Genomic DNA, 15,934 nt, shown 5'->3' with positions numbered 1-15,934 from the left:
CGATGCTGCGGCGCAACATCACGCGGTCGGACCCGGTGTTGCAGCGTCGGCTTCTAAAAAGCGCGACCACGCCGCCGGCGCGGCGCCGCCCCGCTACCCCCTGAACAACGCCATGGGCGGCGTATAGAATCCGCGGCCGGCCAGCCCACCCTCGGGCGCTGCGCTGACCAGGGCCAGATGCACCAGCGGCGACCGTCCGCTGGCCGCGATGCGATGGCGGCAGACCAGGCCGGTTTCGTCGTCGCTGACCGCATCGGCACGTTCCTGCCAGTCGGCCGGCAGCAGGGCCTCCCAGGCCTCGACCAGGGCCGGCGCAAAGGCGAGCGCCTGGCCGCCCAGGCCGCAGAAATCGATGACCGGGCTGTCGCCGACCGCGCCGAGCACCGGTAGCTGCTCGCCGCCGGCCAGCGCGACGCCGATCGGCGGCCGGGCATCGACCGTGCGCCAGTCCTGTTCGTCGTCGAAACGCACACCGAAGCGCTGGCCGTTGCCGCCGACCGCCGCGATCGAACCGCGGTGTCGACGTATGGCCCAGGCGCTGGCGGCCATGAGTATCGGCAGCACGAAGTTGGCGTTGGCCGCGATCGACTCGGCATAGTCTTCGGGCAGCTCGCCCAGCGCCGAGATCAGCCGGGCGTTGGCTACGCCGGTGCGGGCATGGCATTCGTCGCCTTCGACCAGCGCGGCATCGATCCAGTCGCGTATCGGCAGCGGCGCATCGGCCAACCGCGGCGCGAGCGCGCCGAACGCCCATTCCGCCTGTTGGCGCAGGCGGATTACGCAGGCCTCGTCGGCCGAACCAAAACGCAGCGCGGGCGGCGCGCTCTCGGCAATGGGCGCCGCCACTTCATGGCGCTCGTCCCCGACCCGAAACACCGGCATGGCATTCGATACCACCTGCGCCAGCGGCGTAACCACGCCGTGATCCTGGGCGGGTTCGAAACGGATGGCGTCGGTATCGATCGCGCGCGCCGCGTCGCCGGCCGGCCAGCCGGCATAAACGAGGGCGTGCACCGCGGCATTGCGTACCGGATACGGCAGCGCGTGCGTATCCAGTGGCGGGCCGGCGTGCAGCAGCACGTCGTCGCCCAGCTCGGGACGCATATCGGACAGGCGCGCAACGCCGCGCAAGCAGGCGCCCTCGAAAAGCGCGGCGGCCTGACCCCGCTTGGCATCGAGCCGCTCTGGCGCAACGACGCTCATGCCGGCGATTTACCCAGCAGCCGGCGCCACCAGCTCACGATCATCCGCCAGACCAGGCTCAACGCGTTCACCGAACTGGTATCCACCGACTTCAATCGTGGGCGGGAGCCGGCCGGCGTGCCGCCGCGTTCGGATGCAGGGCGCGTTTCGCCGGCCGGCACCGCGGCGTCGGCTGTCGCCTCGGGCTGCAACGCCTGCTGCAGGTTGTCGGCGAAATCGCGGGTGAGCTGATCGGCCAGGGCCTTGACGATGCCTTCGCGGCTGAACTGGGCCAGCTTGCCGGTGATCGAAAACGACACATTCAACTCGACCGCGGTTACAGCTCCTTCGTCGATGACCGCAAAGGCGGCCTCGCCTTTCACCCGGCTGTTGCTCTTGCGGTCGGTACCGCGGCCCTGCAGGCCGCCGGTATGCGCGGTGTCGTCGAGGCTCAAGTCGCCCTCGCCGGCAAACGCTGCCGAAATCGGGCCGAGCTTGACCTGAAACATGAGCTTGAGGTGGTTGTCGGCGACCGGTTCGGTCAGCGTCGCCCCCGGCAGACACTCGACCAGCAGGGCCGGGTCCTGAAAGGCCTGCCAGACATCGTCGGCCGGGGCGTCAATGGTGAAGCGTTGTTTAACGTCCATCGGAACTCTCGTGGGGATAGGTTTCGAGCACGCGCTGAATCGCCCGCACGATGCCGCGATAGCCCGTGCACCGGCACAGATTGCCGGCCAGTTCTTCGCGGATACGGGCCTCGTCGGCATGGGGCAGGCGCTGCACGATGTCGTGCGCGGTCATGAGCATGCCGGGCGTGCAATAGCCGCATTGCAGGGCATGTTCTTCGCTGAAGGCACGGCGCAGGGCCGCGCCGAGCGGGTCGTCTTCGAAGGCCTCGAGCGTACGAATCTCGCGGCCTTCGAAGCGTGTGGCGGACTGCAGACAGGAGCGCTGCGGCACGCCGTCGATCTCGACCGTGCAGGCTCCGCATACGCCCTGCTCGCAGCCCAGATGGGTCGCGGTCAGACCACAGTGCTCGCGCAGCACATCGGCCAGATGGGTCCGCGGCTCGGCGCTGATTTCACGTTCCTGGCCGTTCACAGTCAGACGAAACGTGACCGTGTTGCTTTGCGGAAATTGGAGAGGAGCGCTCATGCGATACCTCGCAGATCGGCCACCACGTCGGCGAGCAGGCCGGCATGCAGGGCGCGGCGGTGGCCGGTGAGTGACAACAGCTCGTCGTCGAGCAATGCGTCACGCGCGCTTGTCTCGGCGAGCTCTTCGAACAGGCCGGCGCGTTCGATCACGACCGGCGCGCCGTCGAGGGCGGAGAACACCAGCCGTTCGATGCCCGTCCGGGCGTCGGCCACGCCGCTGACGATGGCCAGCGCGAATTCACCGGTCTTGCGACAGAACTTGCGATAGGACCAGCGCGCGTCGTCGCCCAGCGCGGGCACACGGATGGCGCTGAGCACCTCGGCCTCGGCCAGAGCGGTCTCGAACGCCGAGGTCATGAATTCGCGGGCCGCGAGCCGGCGTGTACCGTCCGGGCCCTGGATTTCGAAAACCGCGCCCAGTGCCGCGGTCGCTGCGATCCAGTCGGCGGCCGGGTCGGCATGACAGAGGCTGCCGCCGATGGTGCCGCTGTTGCGCACAGCGCGGTAGGCAATGCCGCCCGCCACATGGGCGAGCATGCCGCCGGTCGCATCCTCGTAGCGCCCATCTTCGAGCGTGGCGTGGGTGACGAGCGGGCCGATGACCATGTCGTCGCCGTCGATATGCATGCCCTTGAGGGTGTCCAGCCCGGCCAGATCGATCACGCATTCGGGCTGGGCCAGACGCAGATTGAGCATGGCACCCAGCGATTGGCCGCCAGCGATGGGCTTGGCGAACGGATCGGCCTGCAGGGCGTCGATGACGCCCGCCAAGTCGGGCGCGCGTTCGATACGGTAATCAATGGCTTTCACGGGCTGCCTCCAGTGCCGCGATGACGCGCTCGGGCGAAATCGGCACGCTGTGAATCTCGGCGCCCAGTGCGGCCAACGCATCGTTGACCGCATTCGCGATCGCCGCGGGCGGCGCAATCGCCCCGCCTTCGCCGATGCCTTTCTGACCGAAGCGGCTGAACGGGCTCGGCGTTTCCATATGCTCGATGGTCAGAGGCGGCATTTCGGCCGCGCCCGGCACCATGTAGTCGGCCAGCGTCGAGGCCAACGGCTGGGCTTCATCGTCGAAGGGCATTTCCTCGTAGAGCGCGGTGCCGATGCCCTGGGCGAGGCCGCCGAGCAGCTGGCCTTCGACCACCATCGGATTGAGCAACACGCCGCCGTCTTCACAGATGGCGTAGTCGAGCAGCTTGACCGCGCCGGTGACGGTATCCACCTCGACCGCACAGGCATGGGTCGCATAGCTGAAGGTGCCCATGTCCGGCTTCATCTTGTAACCGGCGACCAGGCCGAGCCCGGCCGGGTCGACGTCGTCGGGCAACCGCTGCGGCGCGCGATACCAGGTATGCGCAATCTCGGCGAGCGTCATCGAGCGGCTGCGATCGCCGCTGACCACGCCGCCGTTTTCAAAGATCAGATCGTCCGGCGCGACGTCCATCAGATGGCTAGCCAGACGCCGCACGCGATCGGCGAGTTTTTCACAGGCGGCCGCGACTGCGCCGCCGGACATCACGGCATTGCGCGAGCCCCAGGTCCCGGTGGAGTAAGGCGAACCGCCGGTATCGCCGTGCATGATGCGCACCTGTGCCGGGTCGATACCCAGCACCGTGTTTGCCACCTGGGCCATGGTGGTTTCCATGCTCTGGCCGTGCGAATGCGCACCGATCTGCAGCTCGAGAATGCCATCGGTGGTCACGCGGGCATTGCACTGCTCGTAGCCGGGCACCATGGGGATGCCCCAGCCGTGGTACACCGAGGTGCCGTGGGCGCCCTGTTCACAGAACGTCGCCAGACCCAGGCCGATCCGTTTGCGGCCATTGGTTTCGGCCTGACGCGCGCGCCAGCCGGCCCAGTCGAGCGCTTCGACCGCGCGATGCATGCAGGCGATATAGTCGCCGGAGTCGAACAGCTTGTTCGTGATGTTCGTATAGGGCATGTCGTCAGCCCCGACGAGGCTGCGTTCGCGCAGTTCGAACGGCTCGATGCCGAGCTCGCGAGCAGCGATATCCAGCATCACTTCCAGCGCAAAGCACACGCCGGTACGGGCCACGCCTCGATACGGCAGGATCGGCGGCTTGTTGGTCGCCGCCGAGCGCGTATGACAGCTGTAGCTGTCCATCTTGTAAGGGCCCGGCAGGATCGAGCCGATCTGGGCGGCTTCCAGACAGGCCGAGAACGGGTACGAGGAATAGGCGCCGGAATCCACGATCGCATCGCAGTCGATGCCGGCCAGCCGGCCGCTGCGTTCGACGTGCACGCTGATGTCGTAGGCGTGTTCACGACAGTTGGCGTTGGCCGACAGATGCTCGCCCCGATCCTCGATCCACCGGATGGGGCGGTCGAGTTTCATCGCCAGCCACGCACAACAGATTTCTTCGGGCAGCAGGATGCCCTTGTAGCCGAAGCCGCCCCCCACGTCGGGCGAGACGACACGCACCTGGCCTTCATCCAGGCCCAGGCACTCGGCCAGGCCGGTACGGTTGATATGCGGCATCTGTGCCGCGCTGGTCATCTCCAGCCGGTTGAGCCGATGGTCCCACCAGCAGACAACGCCACGGCCTTCCAGCGGGACCTGACACTGGCGCGAGGTCGACAATTGCCGGCGCACGCTCACGACGTCGTCGGCCATGCCGACCTTGTTATCCACCTGGGTTTCCAGGAAGACGTTGGAATCCCAGTGTTCATGCAGCTTGCCTTCGGCGTTGCCGTTGGCAGCGGCATGCATGTCGGAGACGACCGGCAGGTCTTCGTAGTCGACGAACACCTGCTCGGCCAGATCCTCGGCGCGGGCGCGGCTGGGTGCCACACACATGGCCACCATCTCGCCAACGAAACGGACCTTGTCGCGGGCCAGCGGATACTGTTCGGATTTCTGAAAACCCGGCAGCTTGGAGGCCGCCACGATCGGCTTCACACCGGCCATGTCGGCCATGGTGTAGACCAGCGATTCCCAGCCTTCCGGTTTTTCGATCTCGACGATGCGGGCGTGGGCCACCGGCGCACGCACGAACGCCACGTCCAGCATGTCCGGGCGGCGGATGTCGGCCACGAACTCGCCGCGACCGCTCAGAAAACGGGCGTCTTCCTTGCGCGCGAGCCGGGCGCCGATGCCCTTGGCCTGCGTGTCGGGCACAGCGCCGGTCATGCCGAGGCTTGGGCCGGCGCGAACTGCGGCAGCGTGGGCGCATCGGCATCGAAGCGCTCGCCGGCGCGCAGACAGAATCGCGGCGTGAGCATGCGCTCGGCACTCACGCGATGGCCTTCGTTATCGCGCAGCGTCCACTGGCCGCGGTCGTCGTTGAGTACCGATACGTCCGCGACCGCGCCCGGCTTGAGATGGCCGATCTCGGCTTGCATGCCGAGCATTGCGGCCGCGTTGGACGTGACCATCGGCACGACCTGATCGAGCGTGAGCCCCAGCGCGAGCATGCTGGTCATCGTCGAGGTGAGCGAAAAGCGCACCGCGCCGGCAAACATGTGGTCGCCTTCTTCCGGGTCGGAATGGATATCCGGCGTGCCCGGCGGCGGCGCGATACGCGTGTTGTAGCCGTGCATGTCCGCGCCGAGCGTATTCGGCACGATGCCGGCATCCAGCACCTTGCGGGCGACATCGAAGCTGAAATGCGAGCCGTGGCCGACGTCGATCTTCACGCCCTTGTCGATCACGTCGCGAATGAGTCCATGCACCTGGCCATGCTTGTCCACGAACCCGCCGGGATGACGGGTGAATGGATGCGCGAGCACGTCGCCCGGCTTCACCAGTTCGAGCACGCTCGGAAAGATGGTGTCCGGATCGATATCCATCGGGTCTTCCGGCGACGGCCAGAGCTGGCCGAAGTGCAGATAGACCGGCATGCGCGACTGGCGCCCGATCTGGGCCGCCAGCTTGATCACATCCATGCCCCAGCGCTGGAAACCGCCCAGCTCGGCATGTGCCTTGATGCCCTTGACCAGATCGAGGTTGGCATCGACGGCCTTGGCGGTCGCATCAACGTTCAGACATTCCGGCTGGTAGAGCTGCGGGTAGTAATGCCCTTCCAGCCCGCCCACCAGATAGGCCGATATGAAGGCCAGCACCCGAGTCTTGGCCGGCTCGGCGATGAAATGGCGAAAGCCGGGCAGGGTCATGCAGCTCGGCCCGCCCTGGTCGACCAGCGTGGTCACGCCCGAACGCACGCCGCACATGTCCGGATCGAGGCCGAAACGCCCGGTCACATAGCGATAGACATGGGCATGGGTATCGATCATGCCGGGCAACACCAAATTGCCCGTGCAGTCGATGACCTCGGCGTCCGAGGCGTAGGGGGCATTCAAGCCGGTGACGATGCCGTTCTGTATGACCAGATCGGCCTGTTCATCGGTTCCCGTCGCCGGGTCCACGACCCGACCGCCTTTCAACACCGTTGTCGACATTCTGGCTCCTGCATGTCCTGTCTGCGATGACACGGATAGCGCAAGGGCTGTGCCAGGGCGACGTTAGGAAGCAGGCGCTTTATATTTAAAATACTGTTTATGAAAGGATAATTTATTTACTAATTGAGTGGTATACCCCATATCGCACTCGGCGAATGCGGCGGCGCGACTGCACACAGCCCTAGGCGATGCGCGAAAACAACGCGCCTGCACCAGGCTGGGGGAACTATGTGGTGCACCCCATATTTTTAGCAGATGATTGCTGTCAGCGAATCGACGCCCGCTACGCGAGCACGAGAATCTGCGACGAGCTGTCGGCACAGGCCACCCACGGGACGGGCCGCCCGGAGCGGCGACGACGGCGCGCGATCTAGCGCAGACGGAAAGGCACGGTGCCCATATCGTTGTTCGCCTCGACCAGGCGGCCGAGATACCAGATGAACAGGTCGCGATCGGGGCCGGCGAGTGCTTCGATCGTGCGCTCGTGGGCGCGCTGCACGGCGTCGGTCATCCGGCGCACGTGGTTGCGCCCCTTGCGGGTGACCCGGGTCAGGCGCACCCGGCCGTCTTCGCTGCTCGCGCGGCGCTCGACCAGCTCGCGCTGTTCGAGGCGGCGCAGCACATCGCCCACGCTGGTGCGCTCGAGTCCGATCTCGTGGGCCAGGGTCATCTGATCCATTTCGCCGTGCTCGGCCAGCGCGGTAAGCACGCTGTATTGCACCGGCGTGATATTGAATCCTTCGGTTTCCTTGGTGAACAGCGCGCTATGAATCTGGTGCAGCCGTCGGATGAGGAAACCCGGCCGCACCAACAGCGGCGAGCGGGCTTCGATACGGGCGAGTTCTTCAGCGACGTCGAAAGTATCGGGCATGAGAAATAGAGCACGCGTGGAGCACAGGGTCGTCGACACCGCGACGAACCAGACGCCTTGAATCGGGCCGACTGGTCGCGAGTGCGCAGGCGATCTGTCGGTTTCGCGTCCGCGACAGACTCGTCTTCCGGTTTTACACAGCCGTCAATTGTTTGGCAACGCGGATACGTGCGCCGACACAACCCGCCAACCCGTATCGAAGCGAACCCAGCACTGGCTCTGCCTGCCGATCGTCAGCCCGTCTTCGCCTTCGCGCTCGAATTCGATGCTGGCGGTGGCGAAATCCTCGCCGAAGGTCGTGATCGCAATCCGTCGTATGCGGCGGTCGAGATGGGCGGGACTGCGCGCCTTGCGAAAGGCGCGGATCTCGTCGTGGCCGTAGAGCATTTCGGTGGCGCCGTAGCGCACCGTATGTTCGCTGTTCCAGAACAACTCATCGAGCGTGGCGACATCGTTGCCGGTGAGCGCGGCCTCGTAGCGCATGAGTGCATCGGTGACTTCGGCGACGACGTCGCGCCGGTTGATGCCATCGGGCGACTGGCTCATGGGCGCACCGCATCGGGCGGTACCGGCGCCTGCGGGCAGACCTGCCCGGCCAGTTCGATCAGCCGCATGTCGCCGTTGCGGCGTGTCATGATCGACAGGCCCAGCGGCAGGCCATCCTTCATCGCCAGCGGCAGGTTCATCTGCGGCAGGCCCGCCAGACCCGCGCTGCACAGCAACGACATCGCCTGGAAGCGATACGTGGTTTCCAGCGCGTCATCGCCGCCCCCGCGCGGCGGCGCGGGGCGGGGCGTGGTGGGTAGGACCACCACATCGTCTTCGCCGATCAGCGTATCCAGCCGGGCCACGATTTCAGCCCGATGGGCCTGGGCGGCGCGCAGCTCGGCGGCGCCGATCTGCCCGGCCTGCTCGATCCGCTCGCGCACGCCGGGGCCGAGCGTGGGCCGGGTCCGGGTCACCCAGTCACCGAGCGCCGACCACACATCGGCCGCCTGAATGATGCGAAAGGTCTCGAAACAGCGATCCAGCCCGTCTTCCGACAGACGCACGTCATGCGTGGCACCGATCTGCGCGGAAAGCGTCTCCAGCGCTGGCGCGAATGCGTCGGCGATCGCTGTGTCCACGGCGGCGAAGGCATCGGTGGCGATCAACAATCGCCTGAATGCGCCCTGCTCGCGCGCTTCGGGCAACAGCACGCGGGCGACCCGTTCGAAGATCCCCGCATCACGTGCGAACCAGCCGATACAGTCGAACTCGCTGGCAAAGCGCAGCAGGCCGCGCGTGGGCACGCGCCCATGCGTCGTACGCAGGCCGAGCAGGCCGCAATAGCTCGACGGCACACGCACGGAGCCGCCGCAGTCGGTGCCGAGGGCAAAATCCACCAACCCCGCGCAGACCGCCGCGGCCGAACCGCTGGACGAACCGCCGCTGAGCCGATCAGCCCCCCAGCTGTTCCTGGGCGCGCCGTAGTGCGCGTTATCGCCTGTCAGCGAGTAGCACAACTCGTCGGATACGGTACGGCCGGCCAGCGCGGCCCCAGCAGCCAGCAGTCGCTCGATACAGTCGGCGTTGATCGACGCCGGCGGATGCGAGGCCAACCAATCAGGCTGGCCGAAGCCGGTACGGGTATCGGCGACCTCGAAAACATCCTTGGCTGCGAATCGCAGCCCCGACAGGACGCCGTGGCCGGTCGGCGCCTGTATGGCCGGATTGTCCAGACAGAAGGCGTGAACGGTATCCTCGATGACTGACATATCGACATCCCATGGGTAATCACGGTTTTCGAACCCATGTCGCTGCGACCGAGCGATCGCCCGTCGGCACGGGTATTGCAGGCTCGAACCAACGGCCGTCGGCGCGCCTGTTTATGCACGCGTCGTTGTATGCAACCGACGTGCCAGCTAGAGTCGTCGGCGAATGGGCCCAGCCCGGTGATCCAGGGGCGTGCCAGCCGATGGCGTTTGCCAGAACCGAAGAGGACATTCCATGCTGCAAAGCGCCAAGGGCCGTTACGGCTGTGTCACCGCACCCCATCTGTCGGCCGCCCTGGCGGGCCGGGACGTGCTTGCGGCCGGCGGTAGCGCGATCGAGGCCATGGTGGCCGCGGCGGCCACGATCGCCGTGGTCTACCCACATATGAATTCGATCGGCGGAGACGGTTTCTGGCTGATCCGAAAGCCCGGACAGGCCCCGATCGGCATTTCGGCCTGCGGTCGCGCCGCGGCGCTGGCCACACCGGACTGGTATGCCGGACATGGTCATCACCAACAGATTCCGGCCCGCGGCGCCCAGGCCGCGCTGACCACGCCGGCCACGATCGCCGGCTGGCAAACGGCCCTGAACCAGCTCGAACGCGAACCGATGGCGTTGGGCACCCTGCTCGCACCCGCGATCGCTCATGCCCGCGACGGTTTCGTGACCACCGGCAACCAAGCCGCCTGTACGGCCGCCAAAGCCGAGGAACTACGCCACGTCCCCGGCTTTGCGGATATCTTCCTGCCCGGCGGCAACGCGCCGCGCGAAGGCGATATCTTCTATCAGAACGCGCTCGCCCATACCCTGGAAACACTCGCGCGCGAAGGGCTGGACAGCTATTACAACGGCTCGCTGGCACAAACGCATGCTGCCTATCTGGAAGCGATGGGCTCGCCGCTGCGCGCCCGGGATCTCGCCCAGTGCGCGGCCGATATCGTCGCCCCGCTGTCCACGAAACTCTCGGTAGGCACGATCTACAACATGCCGCCGCCCACCCAGGGCGTGTCGTCGTTGATGATTCTGGCGTTGTTCGACCGTCTGAAGGTCGCCGACGCCGAAGGCTTCGACCATCTGCACGGCCTGATCGAGGCCACCAAGCAAGCCTTCATCCTCCGTAACGCGGAGCTGGGCGATCCCGATCACATGGCCCGCCCGGCCGAATCCTGGCTCGAGCCCGACCATCTGGACCGGCTGCGGGCCGCGATCGATCCGCGCCAGGCGCTCGCCTGGCCCTACGAGCCCAAGCAGGGCGATACCATCTGGATGGGCGCGACGGACCGCGACGGCACCATGGTGAGCTTCATCCAGAGCGTGTTCTGGGAGTTTGGCTCGGGGCTGACCTGCCCGGATACCGGCGTAGCCTTCCAGAACCGCGGCGCCGGGTTTTCGCTGGCCCCGGGGGCCAACCAGCTGGCCCCCGGCAAGCGCCCGTTCCATACGCTCAACCCGGCCATGGCCGAACTCGGCGACGGCCGCGTGATGGCTTACGGCACCATGGGCGGCGAAGGCCAGCCGCAGACCCAGGCGGCGGTATTCTCGCGCTATGCGATGTACGGCCAGGGCCTGCAACGCGCGGTGACCGCGCCGCGCTGGCTGCTCGGCAAGACCTGGGGCGATGCCACCACCAGCCTCAAGCTGGAGGATCGATTCGATAGCGCGCTGGTCGACGACCTGATCGCCAGCGGCCATCAGGTCGAAATGATCGATGCGTACTCCGATCTGGCCGGCCATGCCGGCGCCGTCGTACGTCACCCGCAGGGCTATTGTGAAGGCGCCAGCGACCCCCGGGCCGATGGCGGCGCGGTCACGCTCTAGGCGCGAGCCTTCTCGGATCCGCCTGGCAGCTCTCGCAGGACCAGCGGAGGCCTACCGTACCGGCAACTACGACTGTGCAGCCAGCAAGCATATGCCAGCGGCACGCGACGGCCGGTTGAGCAGGCAGCGGCCAACCACGACAAACGGGACCCTACGACACCCGGACGGTCGTACGGTCCCGTCATTGTCGGCCGGACGGCCGGCCAACCCTACTATTCGGTCCCGGTGACCTTCTTCCAGTTGTCCATGAGCTGGCGGCCCGCTTCGCCGTTGTCTTCGACATAGGAGTCGTAGATCGGCTGCATCTGCTCACGCAGCGCGGCCTTGTCTGCATCAGAGACTTCCACAACGTTCTTGGCCTGTTCGACGACCTTGTCGTGAAGCATCTTCTGCTCCGCGGCGAAGTTTTCGCGCGACCATTCCACGGTGTTGTTGACGGCATTGGTGATCGCATCGCGCTGCGCATCGCTCAAGGCGTCGTATTTGGCCTTGTTCATCAGCAACAGATACGGCGCACGCACCACGGTCGCCGCGAGATAGGTCGGCGCCACGTCGGCCAGGCCGTAGTTCACGTACGACGACCAAGTGGTTGAAATGCCGTCGACGGTGCCGGTCTGCAGGGCAAGGAACTGCTCGGCGGCGCTGAGCAGAACCACCGAAGCACCGAGCTTGCGCAATGCCACGTCGGACAGACCGCCGGCACCGCGCAGCTTGCGGCCACGGATATCGGATACGGACTTGGCCGGGTTGCGCAGGAACAGCTGTGCCGGCCCGGAAGAGTTGATCACGCCCAGATATTTCACCCCGAACTTGGCGAACGTCTTGTCCATCAGCGCGACGGTATCGGGATCCAGCGCGAGCTCGTACATCGCCTTGTCGTCATACGACGGCGGGGGGAACGGCAACGAGAAGATATTGATCAACGGCACCTGGCCGGAGAGATACCCGGCATATACCGAATAGATATCGACCACACCCTGGGAGGTCGCCTGCAGCGCCTCGCGACCCTTGACCAGCGATTCGTTCGGATAGACGTCGACCTGAAGGTCGTCGGTCTGTTCGTTGACCTGATCGGCGAAGTGCTGAGCGGTCTTGCCTCTGAAGTCCTCGGTGGCGAAATAGTGGCCCAGGCGCAGCGTCTGCTGTGCCCAGGCGGTACCGGCAAACACCGTGGCGGCAACGCCCAGCGCCATACACAACGTGGTCTTTCTGTTCATAAGCTCATCTCCTTTTATTGTCGTTTCAGTAAATCGCCAGTTCCGGGAAGAAACACAGCGCAATCAGCACGAGGACATACATCATCATGAGCGGTGCGGTACCGAGAATGACGTCGCGCAGCGACGTGTTCGGGGCACAGGACTTGACGACATACAGACACAGACCGACCGGGGGCGTGACCACGGCAAGGCTCATATTGGCCATGAGCACGATCGCGAACCACACCGGATCGAACTGCAGGGCGACGACCGTCGGAAAGATCACCGGCATCGTGATGAGAATGATGGAGGTGACTTCCAGGAACATGCCGAGGATGAAGAACGCCAGCATGATCATCGCGAAGATCACCCACCGCGAGACGTCCAGGTCGACGACCAGCGCGGTGAGTTCCTGCGGCATGCGAGTGATGCCCAGCAGGTAGCCGAACAGCATGGCGCCGACGAGTACGAATAGCAGCATCGCGCTCGTACGGGCCGATGCATAAAGCGAACTCACCACGCGCTCCCAGGTCAGCCGGCCTTGGATGCCGGCAATGACGAAGGCGCCGACCGCGCCCACGGCGGCGGCTTCCGTGGGGGTGGCGATACCGGCATAGATCGAGCCGATGACGAGCACGATCAGGATCACCACTGGCAGCGAGAGCTTGATCGAGTCGAATGCACTGCCGGCATCGACGGGCTCGCTGCGAATGCCCGAGCGGCGCACCATGAAACTGACGCAGATGCAGCACAGCACGGTGATGATCAGTCCCGGGACGATACCGGCCAGGAACAGATCGGCGATGGGGGTTTCGGTGACCACGCCATAGATGATCAACGGCAGGCTAGGCGGAATGATCATGCCCAGCGGGCTGCCGCCGGCCACGGCGCCGGTAGCGATACGCCTGGGGTAACCGCGCGAGAGCATCTCCGGTATCGCCACGCCGCCGATCACGGCCGCCACGCCGACCGCGGTGCCGCTCACGGCGCCGAAGATTGCACAGGCCACCACGGTCGCCACCGCCTGCCCGCCGCTGATGCGTCCCAGAAACCGTTCCACCGCGATGAATAGATCGCGGCCGATACCGGTGGCACCGATGATCTCGCTCATGAGGATGAACAGCGGTATGGCGGTGAGCACGAACTCGGAGGTGGTGCTCCAGGCGGTATTGGACATGGCCGAGACCGCGCCCCAGCCACCCATGGCGAACAGACCCAGCAGCGTGGTGCCGGCCAGAGACAGCGCGACCGGCACGCCCAGGAGAATCAGCAGCAACAGAACGCCGAGAAAAACAAAGCCTAGAAACACCGCACTACTCCTCGACGTACCGGGCGCCGGTCAGGGTGTCCCAAAGACCGATCAGCGATTGAATGAGCAATGCAAGCGAGCCCAGCGGGATGAGCGCCTGCGGCATCCACAGCGGGGTGGCGAGAATCGTCGAAGCGCGCCAGCCGAAGCTGTAGTTGGCCGAGGTCATGTGCCAGCCGCTCCAAAGCAAGGCCGCGGCGACAACCGCGGCGACCACGAACATCGCCAGATCGGAGACGCGGCGTCCTAGCCAGCCGCCCGTCTCGCCGAGCAGGTCCATACGGATATGACCGTCGATGCGCAATGTCCACGCCGCGCCGAGGAACGTCACCGCCACCAGCAGATAGCTGGAGACTTCGGTCACCCAGATCGTGGGCCGGCCGAAGAAGTACCGGCTGAGCACCTCGTAGGTGACCGATAGCGCCATGGCGACGATCACCAGCGCGCACAGGCCGAACAGCAGCCGGCTGAATGCTTCCAGGACAGTTCTCAAGGCTGTCATCGATCTCCCCTTCGTCGGCACGGGTCTAGGACGCCGCGCGACTCGTCTAGGTATTCTGTTTGCGTAAAAAGCTACACAAGGTTTTCCAAACTGTATACTGTTTTACGAGAATTGCACTCTCTCGCATGCGCATTCGATGCGTATGCGACGCAGACAACCTAGGCACGACCCATGCCCGAAGACGCACAACCCGCTGTTTCCCAATCCGAACTCGTGAGCCACGGATTAAGCCGAGACATCATGATCGGGCAACTGAAACCGGGCGATTTTTTATCCGAGACCCAGATCGCACAGCAGTACGGCGTTTCGCGAACGCCTGTCCGCGAAGCGATTCGTCATCTCGCTGCCGATGGTCTGGTGACGCTGCGCCCGCGCCAGCGAGCCGTCGTGAAAGGTCAGACCGCTGCCGAGATCCTCGATCAGTTCGAGGCCATGGCCGAACTGGAAGCCGCCTGCGCACGCTTGGCGGCGCGCCGTCGCAGCGGCGACGAACTCGCGCTGATGGAACATCACCAGGCCGACTGTCGCGCACGCTGCGTCGACGCGGACCCGGTCGACTACTACGAAGCCAACGTCCGGTTTCATGAGGCGATCTACGCGGCTTCCGGCAACCGCTATCTCTGGACCGAAACCCTTCGTCTTCGCGACCGCATGTGGTTTTTACGGATCACCCAGGGGCGCCTGCCCGGGCGTCTCGCGGAGTCGTCTTCCGAGCACGACGCGGTGCTGCGAGCCATCGGCGCTCAGGACGAGGACGGGGCCGCCCGCGCAATGCGCACGCATCTGATCCTCCAGGGCGAAAGCCTGCACACCATGCTGAAACACACCAACGCCGCGGGCGTGGTGCATATCTCCGAGATGCATTCGACCATCGCCGAACAGATGAGTCTGGAAACAGGAACCCACCGATGACTACGACCGACACGCCCCGTGTAACCTTGACCGTCGAACAGGGCATCGCCCGTGTGACGCTGTCGAACCCGGCGCGTCGCAACGCCATCACGCGGAGCATGTGGCTCGACCTGACGCGCATCGCCGACGAACTCAAGGCGCGCGAGGACCTGCGTGTGGTCCTGATCCGTGGCGAGGGAGACGTGGCGTTCGCCTCGGGCGCGGACATCAGCGAATTCGGCGAGTCTCGCCGCGACCCCGCACAGGCCGACCAGCACACCCATATCATTCAGACCGCCCTCGACGGTATCGAATCCATCCGTACGCCGGTGGTCGCCTTGGTTCACGGCTTCTGTATCGGCGCGGGTACGGCGATCGCACTGGCATGCGATCTGCGCTATCTGGATACCAATGCCCGCTTCGGCGTGCCTGCGGCTCGTCTGGGTATCGGCTACAGCCCTTACTGGATCAAGCGGCTGGTCGAAGTCGTAGGACGTGCGGTGACCGCCGAAATTCTCATGACCGGGCAGTTCTTCGATGCCGACAAGGCGCTGCGCTGCGGCTTTGCCAACGAGACGCTACCGCCGGAGTCACTGGATGCTTTCGTGGAGACCCAGCTGCAGACCATGGCAGGCAACGCCCCGCTGACACTGACCGCGGCCAAGATCAGTCTACGCGAGATCGCCGCCTTCGAATCCGAGCGCGACTGGTCTGCGCCCTTCGCCGCGGTCGAAGCCTGTGCCCGCAGCCAGGACTATCTCGGTGCACTGGCCGCGTTTGCAGACAAGCAGAAACCGGTCTTTAACGGCTACTGATCAACCGATGTTCAAG

Annotated in this window: 15 protein-coding genes; 3 read left to right on the top strand and 12 right to left on the bottom strand. The window is 65.4% G+C overall.

What is annotated here, in order from left to right:
- Positions 1 to 93 precede the first annotated feature (93 nt).
- The 9 genes from T31B1_RS03470 to T31B1_RS03430 all read right to left on the bottom strand — a co-directional run bounded on the left by T31B1_RS03470 (position 94) and on the right by T31B1_RS03430 (position 9,389).
- Positions 94 to 1,203: an oxamate carbamoyltransferase subunit AllG family protein gene (locus T31B1_RS03470; protein ID WP_353248065.1), complete on the bottom strand. Its 1,110-nt coding sequence runs from the start codon at positions 1,201 to 1,203 to the stop codon at positions 94 to 96.
- Positions 1,200 to 1,829: an SRPBCC family protein gene (locus T31B1_RS03465; protein ID WP_353248064.1), complete on the bottom strand. Its 630-nt coding sequence runs from the start codon at positions 1,827 to 1,829 to the stop codon at positions 1,200 to 1,202. Before T31B1_RS03465 ends, T31B1_RS03470 begins: the two co-directional genes overlap by 4 nt.
- Positions 1,819 to 2,337: a (2Fe-2S)-binding protein gene (locus T31B1_RS03460; RefSeq protein WP_353248063.1), complete on the bottom strand. Its 519-nt coding sequence runs from the start codon at positions 2,335 to 2,337 to the stop codon at positions 1,819 to 1,821. Before T31B1_RS03460 ends, T31B1_RS03465 begins: the two co-directional genes overlap by 11 nt.
- Entirely contained in the window at positions 2,334 to 3,149 is an 816-nt protein-coding gene (locus T31B1_RS03455; RefSeq protein WP_353248062.1) for an FAD binding domain-containing protein, read from the bottom strand. The genes T31B1_RS03460 and T31B1_RS03455 overlap by 4 nt, the downstream gene beginning before the upstream one ends.
- Positions 3,136 to 5,493, bottom strand: a complete 2,358-nt coding sequence (locus tag T31B1_RS03450) for a xanthine dehydrogenase family protein molybdopterin-binding subunit (protein WP_353248061.1) — start codon at positions 5,491 to 5,493, stop codon at positions 3,136 to 3,138. The genes T31B1_RS03455 and T31B1_RS03450 overlap by 14 nt, the downstream gene beginning before the upstream one ends.
- Positions 5,490 to 6,761, bottom strand: coding sequence for an amidohydrolase/deacetylase family metallohydrolase (locus tag T31B1_RS03445; RefSeq protein WP_353248060.1), 1,272 nt, complete (start codon positions 6,759 to 6,761; stop codon positions 5,490 to 5,492). Before T31B1_RS03445 ends, T31B1_RS03450 begins: the two co-directional genes overlap by 4 nt.
- A gap of 370 nt (positions 6,762 to 7,131) precedes the next feature.
- Positions 7,132 to 7,632 carry a MarR family winged helix-turn-helix transcriptional regulator gene (locus tag T31B1_RS03440; RefSeq protein ID WP_353248059.1) on the bottom strand — a complete coding sequence of 167 codons (501 nt, stop codon included), beginning with the start codon at positions 7,630 to 7,632 and terminating at the stop codon, positions 7,132 to 7,134.
- Positions 7,633 to 7,776: 144 nt separating this feature from the next.
- Entirely contained in the window at positions 7,777 to 8,178 is a 402-nt protein-coding gene (gene hpxZ / locus T31B1_RS03435; RefSeq protein ID WP_353248058.1) for an oxalurate catabolism protein HpxZ, read from the bottom strand.
- On the bottom strand, positions 8,175 to 9,389 hold the full coding sequence (locus T31B1_RS03430) for an amidase (protein WP_353248057.1): 1,215 nt from the start codon (positions 9,387 to 9,389) through the stop codon (positions 8,175 to 8,177). The genes hpxZ and T31B1_RS03430 overlap by 4 nt, the downstream gene beginning before the upstream one ends.
- Positions 9,390 to 9,621: 232 nt before the next feature.
- Between T31B1_RS03430 and T31B1_RS03425 the strand changes: the two genes are divergently transcribed.
- Entirely contained in the window at positions 9,622 to 11,205 is a 1,584-nt protein-coding gene (locus T31B1_RS03425) for a gamma-glutamyltransferase family protein (protein ID WP_353248056.1), read from the top strand.
- Positions 11,206 to 11,417: 212 nt separating this feature from the next.
- On the opposite strand, the gene T31B1_RS03420 is transcribed toward T31B1_RS03425, so the two are convergent.
- From T31B1_RS03420 to T31B1_RS03410, 3 genes are read right to left on the bottom strand one after another with little or no spacing between them, the layout of a single operon-like run.
- Positions 11,418 to 12,422 (bottom strand): TRAP transporter substrate-binding protein, encoded by a 1,005-nt coding sequence (locus T31B1_RS03420; protein ID WP_353248055.1) that lies wholly within the window; start codon positions 12,420 to 12,422, stop codon positions 11,418 to 11,420.
- A 25-nt stretch (positions 12,423 to 12,447) separates the two neighbouring features.
- Positions 12,448 to 13,710 (bottom strand): TRAP transporter large permease, encoded by a 1,263-nt coding sequence (locus tag T31B1_RS03415; RefSeq protein WP_353248054.1) that lies wholly within the window; start codon positions 13,708 to 13,710, stop codon positions 12,448 to 12,450.
- Positions 13,711 to 13,714: 4 nt separating this feature from the next.
- Positions 13,715 to 14,212 carry a TRAP transporter small permease subunit gene (locus tag T31B1_RS03410; protein ID WP_353248053.1) on the bottom strand — a complete coding sequence of 166 codons (498 nt, stop codon included), beginning with the start codon at positions 14,210 to 14,212 and terminating at the stop codon, positions 13,715 to 13,717.
- Between the two features lie 171 nt (positions 14,213 to 14,383).
- Here T31B1_RS03410 and T31B1_RS03405 point away from each other — a divergent pair, with 171 nt between their 5' ends.
- Both T31B1_RS03405 and T31B1_RS03400 read left to right on the top strand, forming a co-directional pair.
- On the top strand, positions 14,384 to 15,124 hold the full coding sequence (locus T31B1_RS03405; protein WP_353248052.1) for a GntR family transcriptional regulator: 741 nt from the start codon (positions 14,384 to 14,386) through the stop codon (positions 15,122 to 15,124).
- Entirely contained in the window at positions 15,121 to 15,918 is a 798-nt protein-coding gene (locus T31B1_RS03400) for an enoyl-CoA hydratase-related protein (RefSeq protein WP_353248051.1), read from the top strand. The genes T31B1_RS03405 and T31B1_RS03400 overlap by 4 nt, the downstream gene beginning before the upstream one ends.
- Positions 15,919 to 15,934: the final 16 nt, after the last annotated feature.

The sequence above is a fragment of the Salinisphaera sp. T31B1 genome, assembly GCF_040361275.1.
Classification (GTDB): domain Bacteria; phylum Pseudomonadota; class Gammaproteobacteria; order Nevskiales; family Salinisphaeraceae; genus Salinisphaera.
This window is presented reverse-complemented; position numbering and strand designations above follow the sequence as displayed.

What these genes read in the sequence shown, in the direction of transcription:
- T31B1_RS03460 (WP_353248063.1), bottom strand. Translation starts at nt 2,337, where the DNA reads ATGAGCGCTCCTCTCCAATTTCCGCAAAGCAACACGGTCACGTTTCGT.
- T31B1_RS03410 (WP_353248053.1), bottom strand. Translation starts at nt 14,212, where the DNA reads ATGACAGCCTTGAGAACTGTCCTGGAAGCATTCAGCCGGCTGCTGTTC.
- T31B1_RS03470 (WP_353248065.1), bottom strand. Translation starts at nt 1,203, where the DNA reads ATGAGCGTCGTTGCGCCAGAGCGGCTCGATGCCAAGCGGGGTCAGGCC.
- T31B1_RS03400 (WP_353248051.1), top strand. Translation starts at nt 15,121, where the DNA reads ATGACTACGACCGACACGCCCCGTGTAACCTTGACCGTCGAACAGGGC.
- T31B1_RS03420 (WP_353248055.1), bottom strand. Translation starts at nt 12,422, where the DNA reads ATGAACAGAAAGACCACGTTGTGTATGGCGCTGGGCGTTGCCGCCACG.
- T31B1_RS03430 (WP_353248057.1), bottom strand. Translation starts at nt 9,389, where the DNA reads ATGTCAGTCATCGAGGATACCGTTCACGCCTTCTGTCTGGACAATCCG.
- hpxZ (WP_353248058.1), bottom strand. Translation starts at nt 8,178, where the DNA reads ATGAGCCAGTCGCCCGATGGCATCAACCGGCGCGACGTCGTCGCCGAA.
- T31B1_RS03405 (WP_353248052.1), top strand. Translation starts at nt 14,384, where the DNA reads ATGCCCGAAGACGCACAACCCGCTGTTTCCCAATCCGAACTCGTGAGC.
- T31B1_RS03465 (WP_353248064.1), bottom strand. Translation starts at nt 1,829, where the DNA reads ATGGACGTTAAACAACGCTTCACCATTGACGCCCCGGCCGACGATGTC.
- T31B1_RS03425 (WP_353248056.1), top strand. Translation starts at nt 9,622, where the DNA reads ATGCTGCAAAGCGCCAAGGGCCGTTACGGCTGTGTCACCGCACCCCAT.
- T31B1_RS03440 (WP_353248059.1), bottom strand. Translation starts at nt 7,632, where the DNA reads ATGCCCGATACTTTCGACGTCGCTGAAGAACTCGCCCGTATCGAAGCC.
- T31B1_RS03450 (WP_353248061.1), bottom strand. Translation starts at nt 5,493, where the DNA reads ATGACCGGCGCTGTGCCCGACACGCAGGCCAAGGGCATCGGCGCCCGG.
- T31B1_RS03445 (WP_353248060.1), bottom strand. Translation starts at nt 6,761, where the DNA reads ATGTCGACAACGGTGTTGAAAGGCGGTCGGGTCGTGGACCCGGCGACG.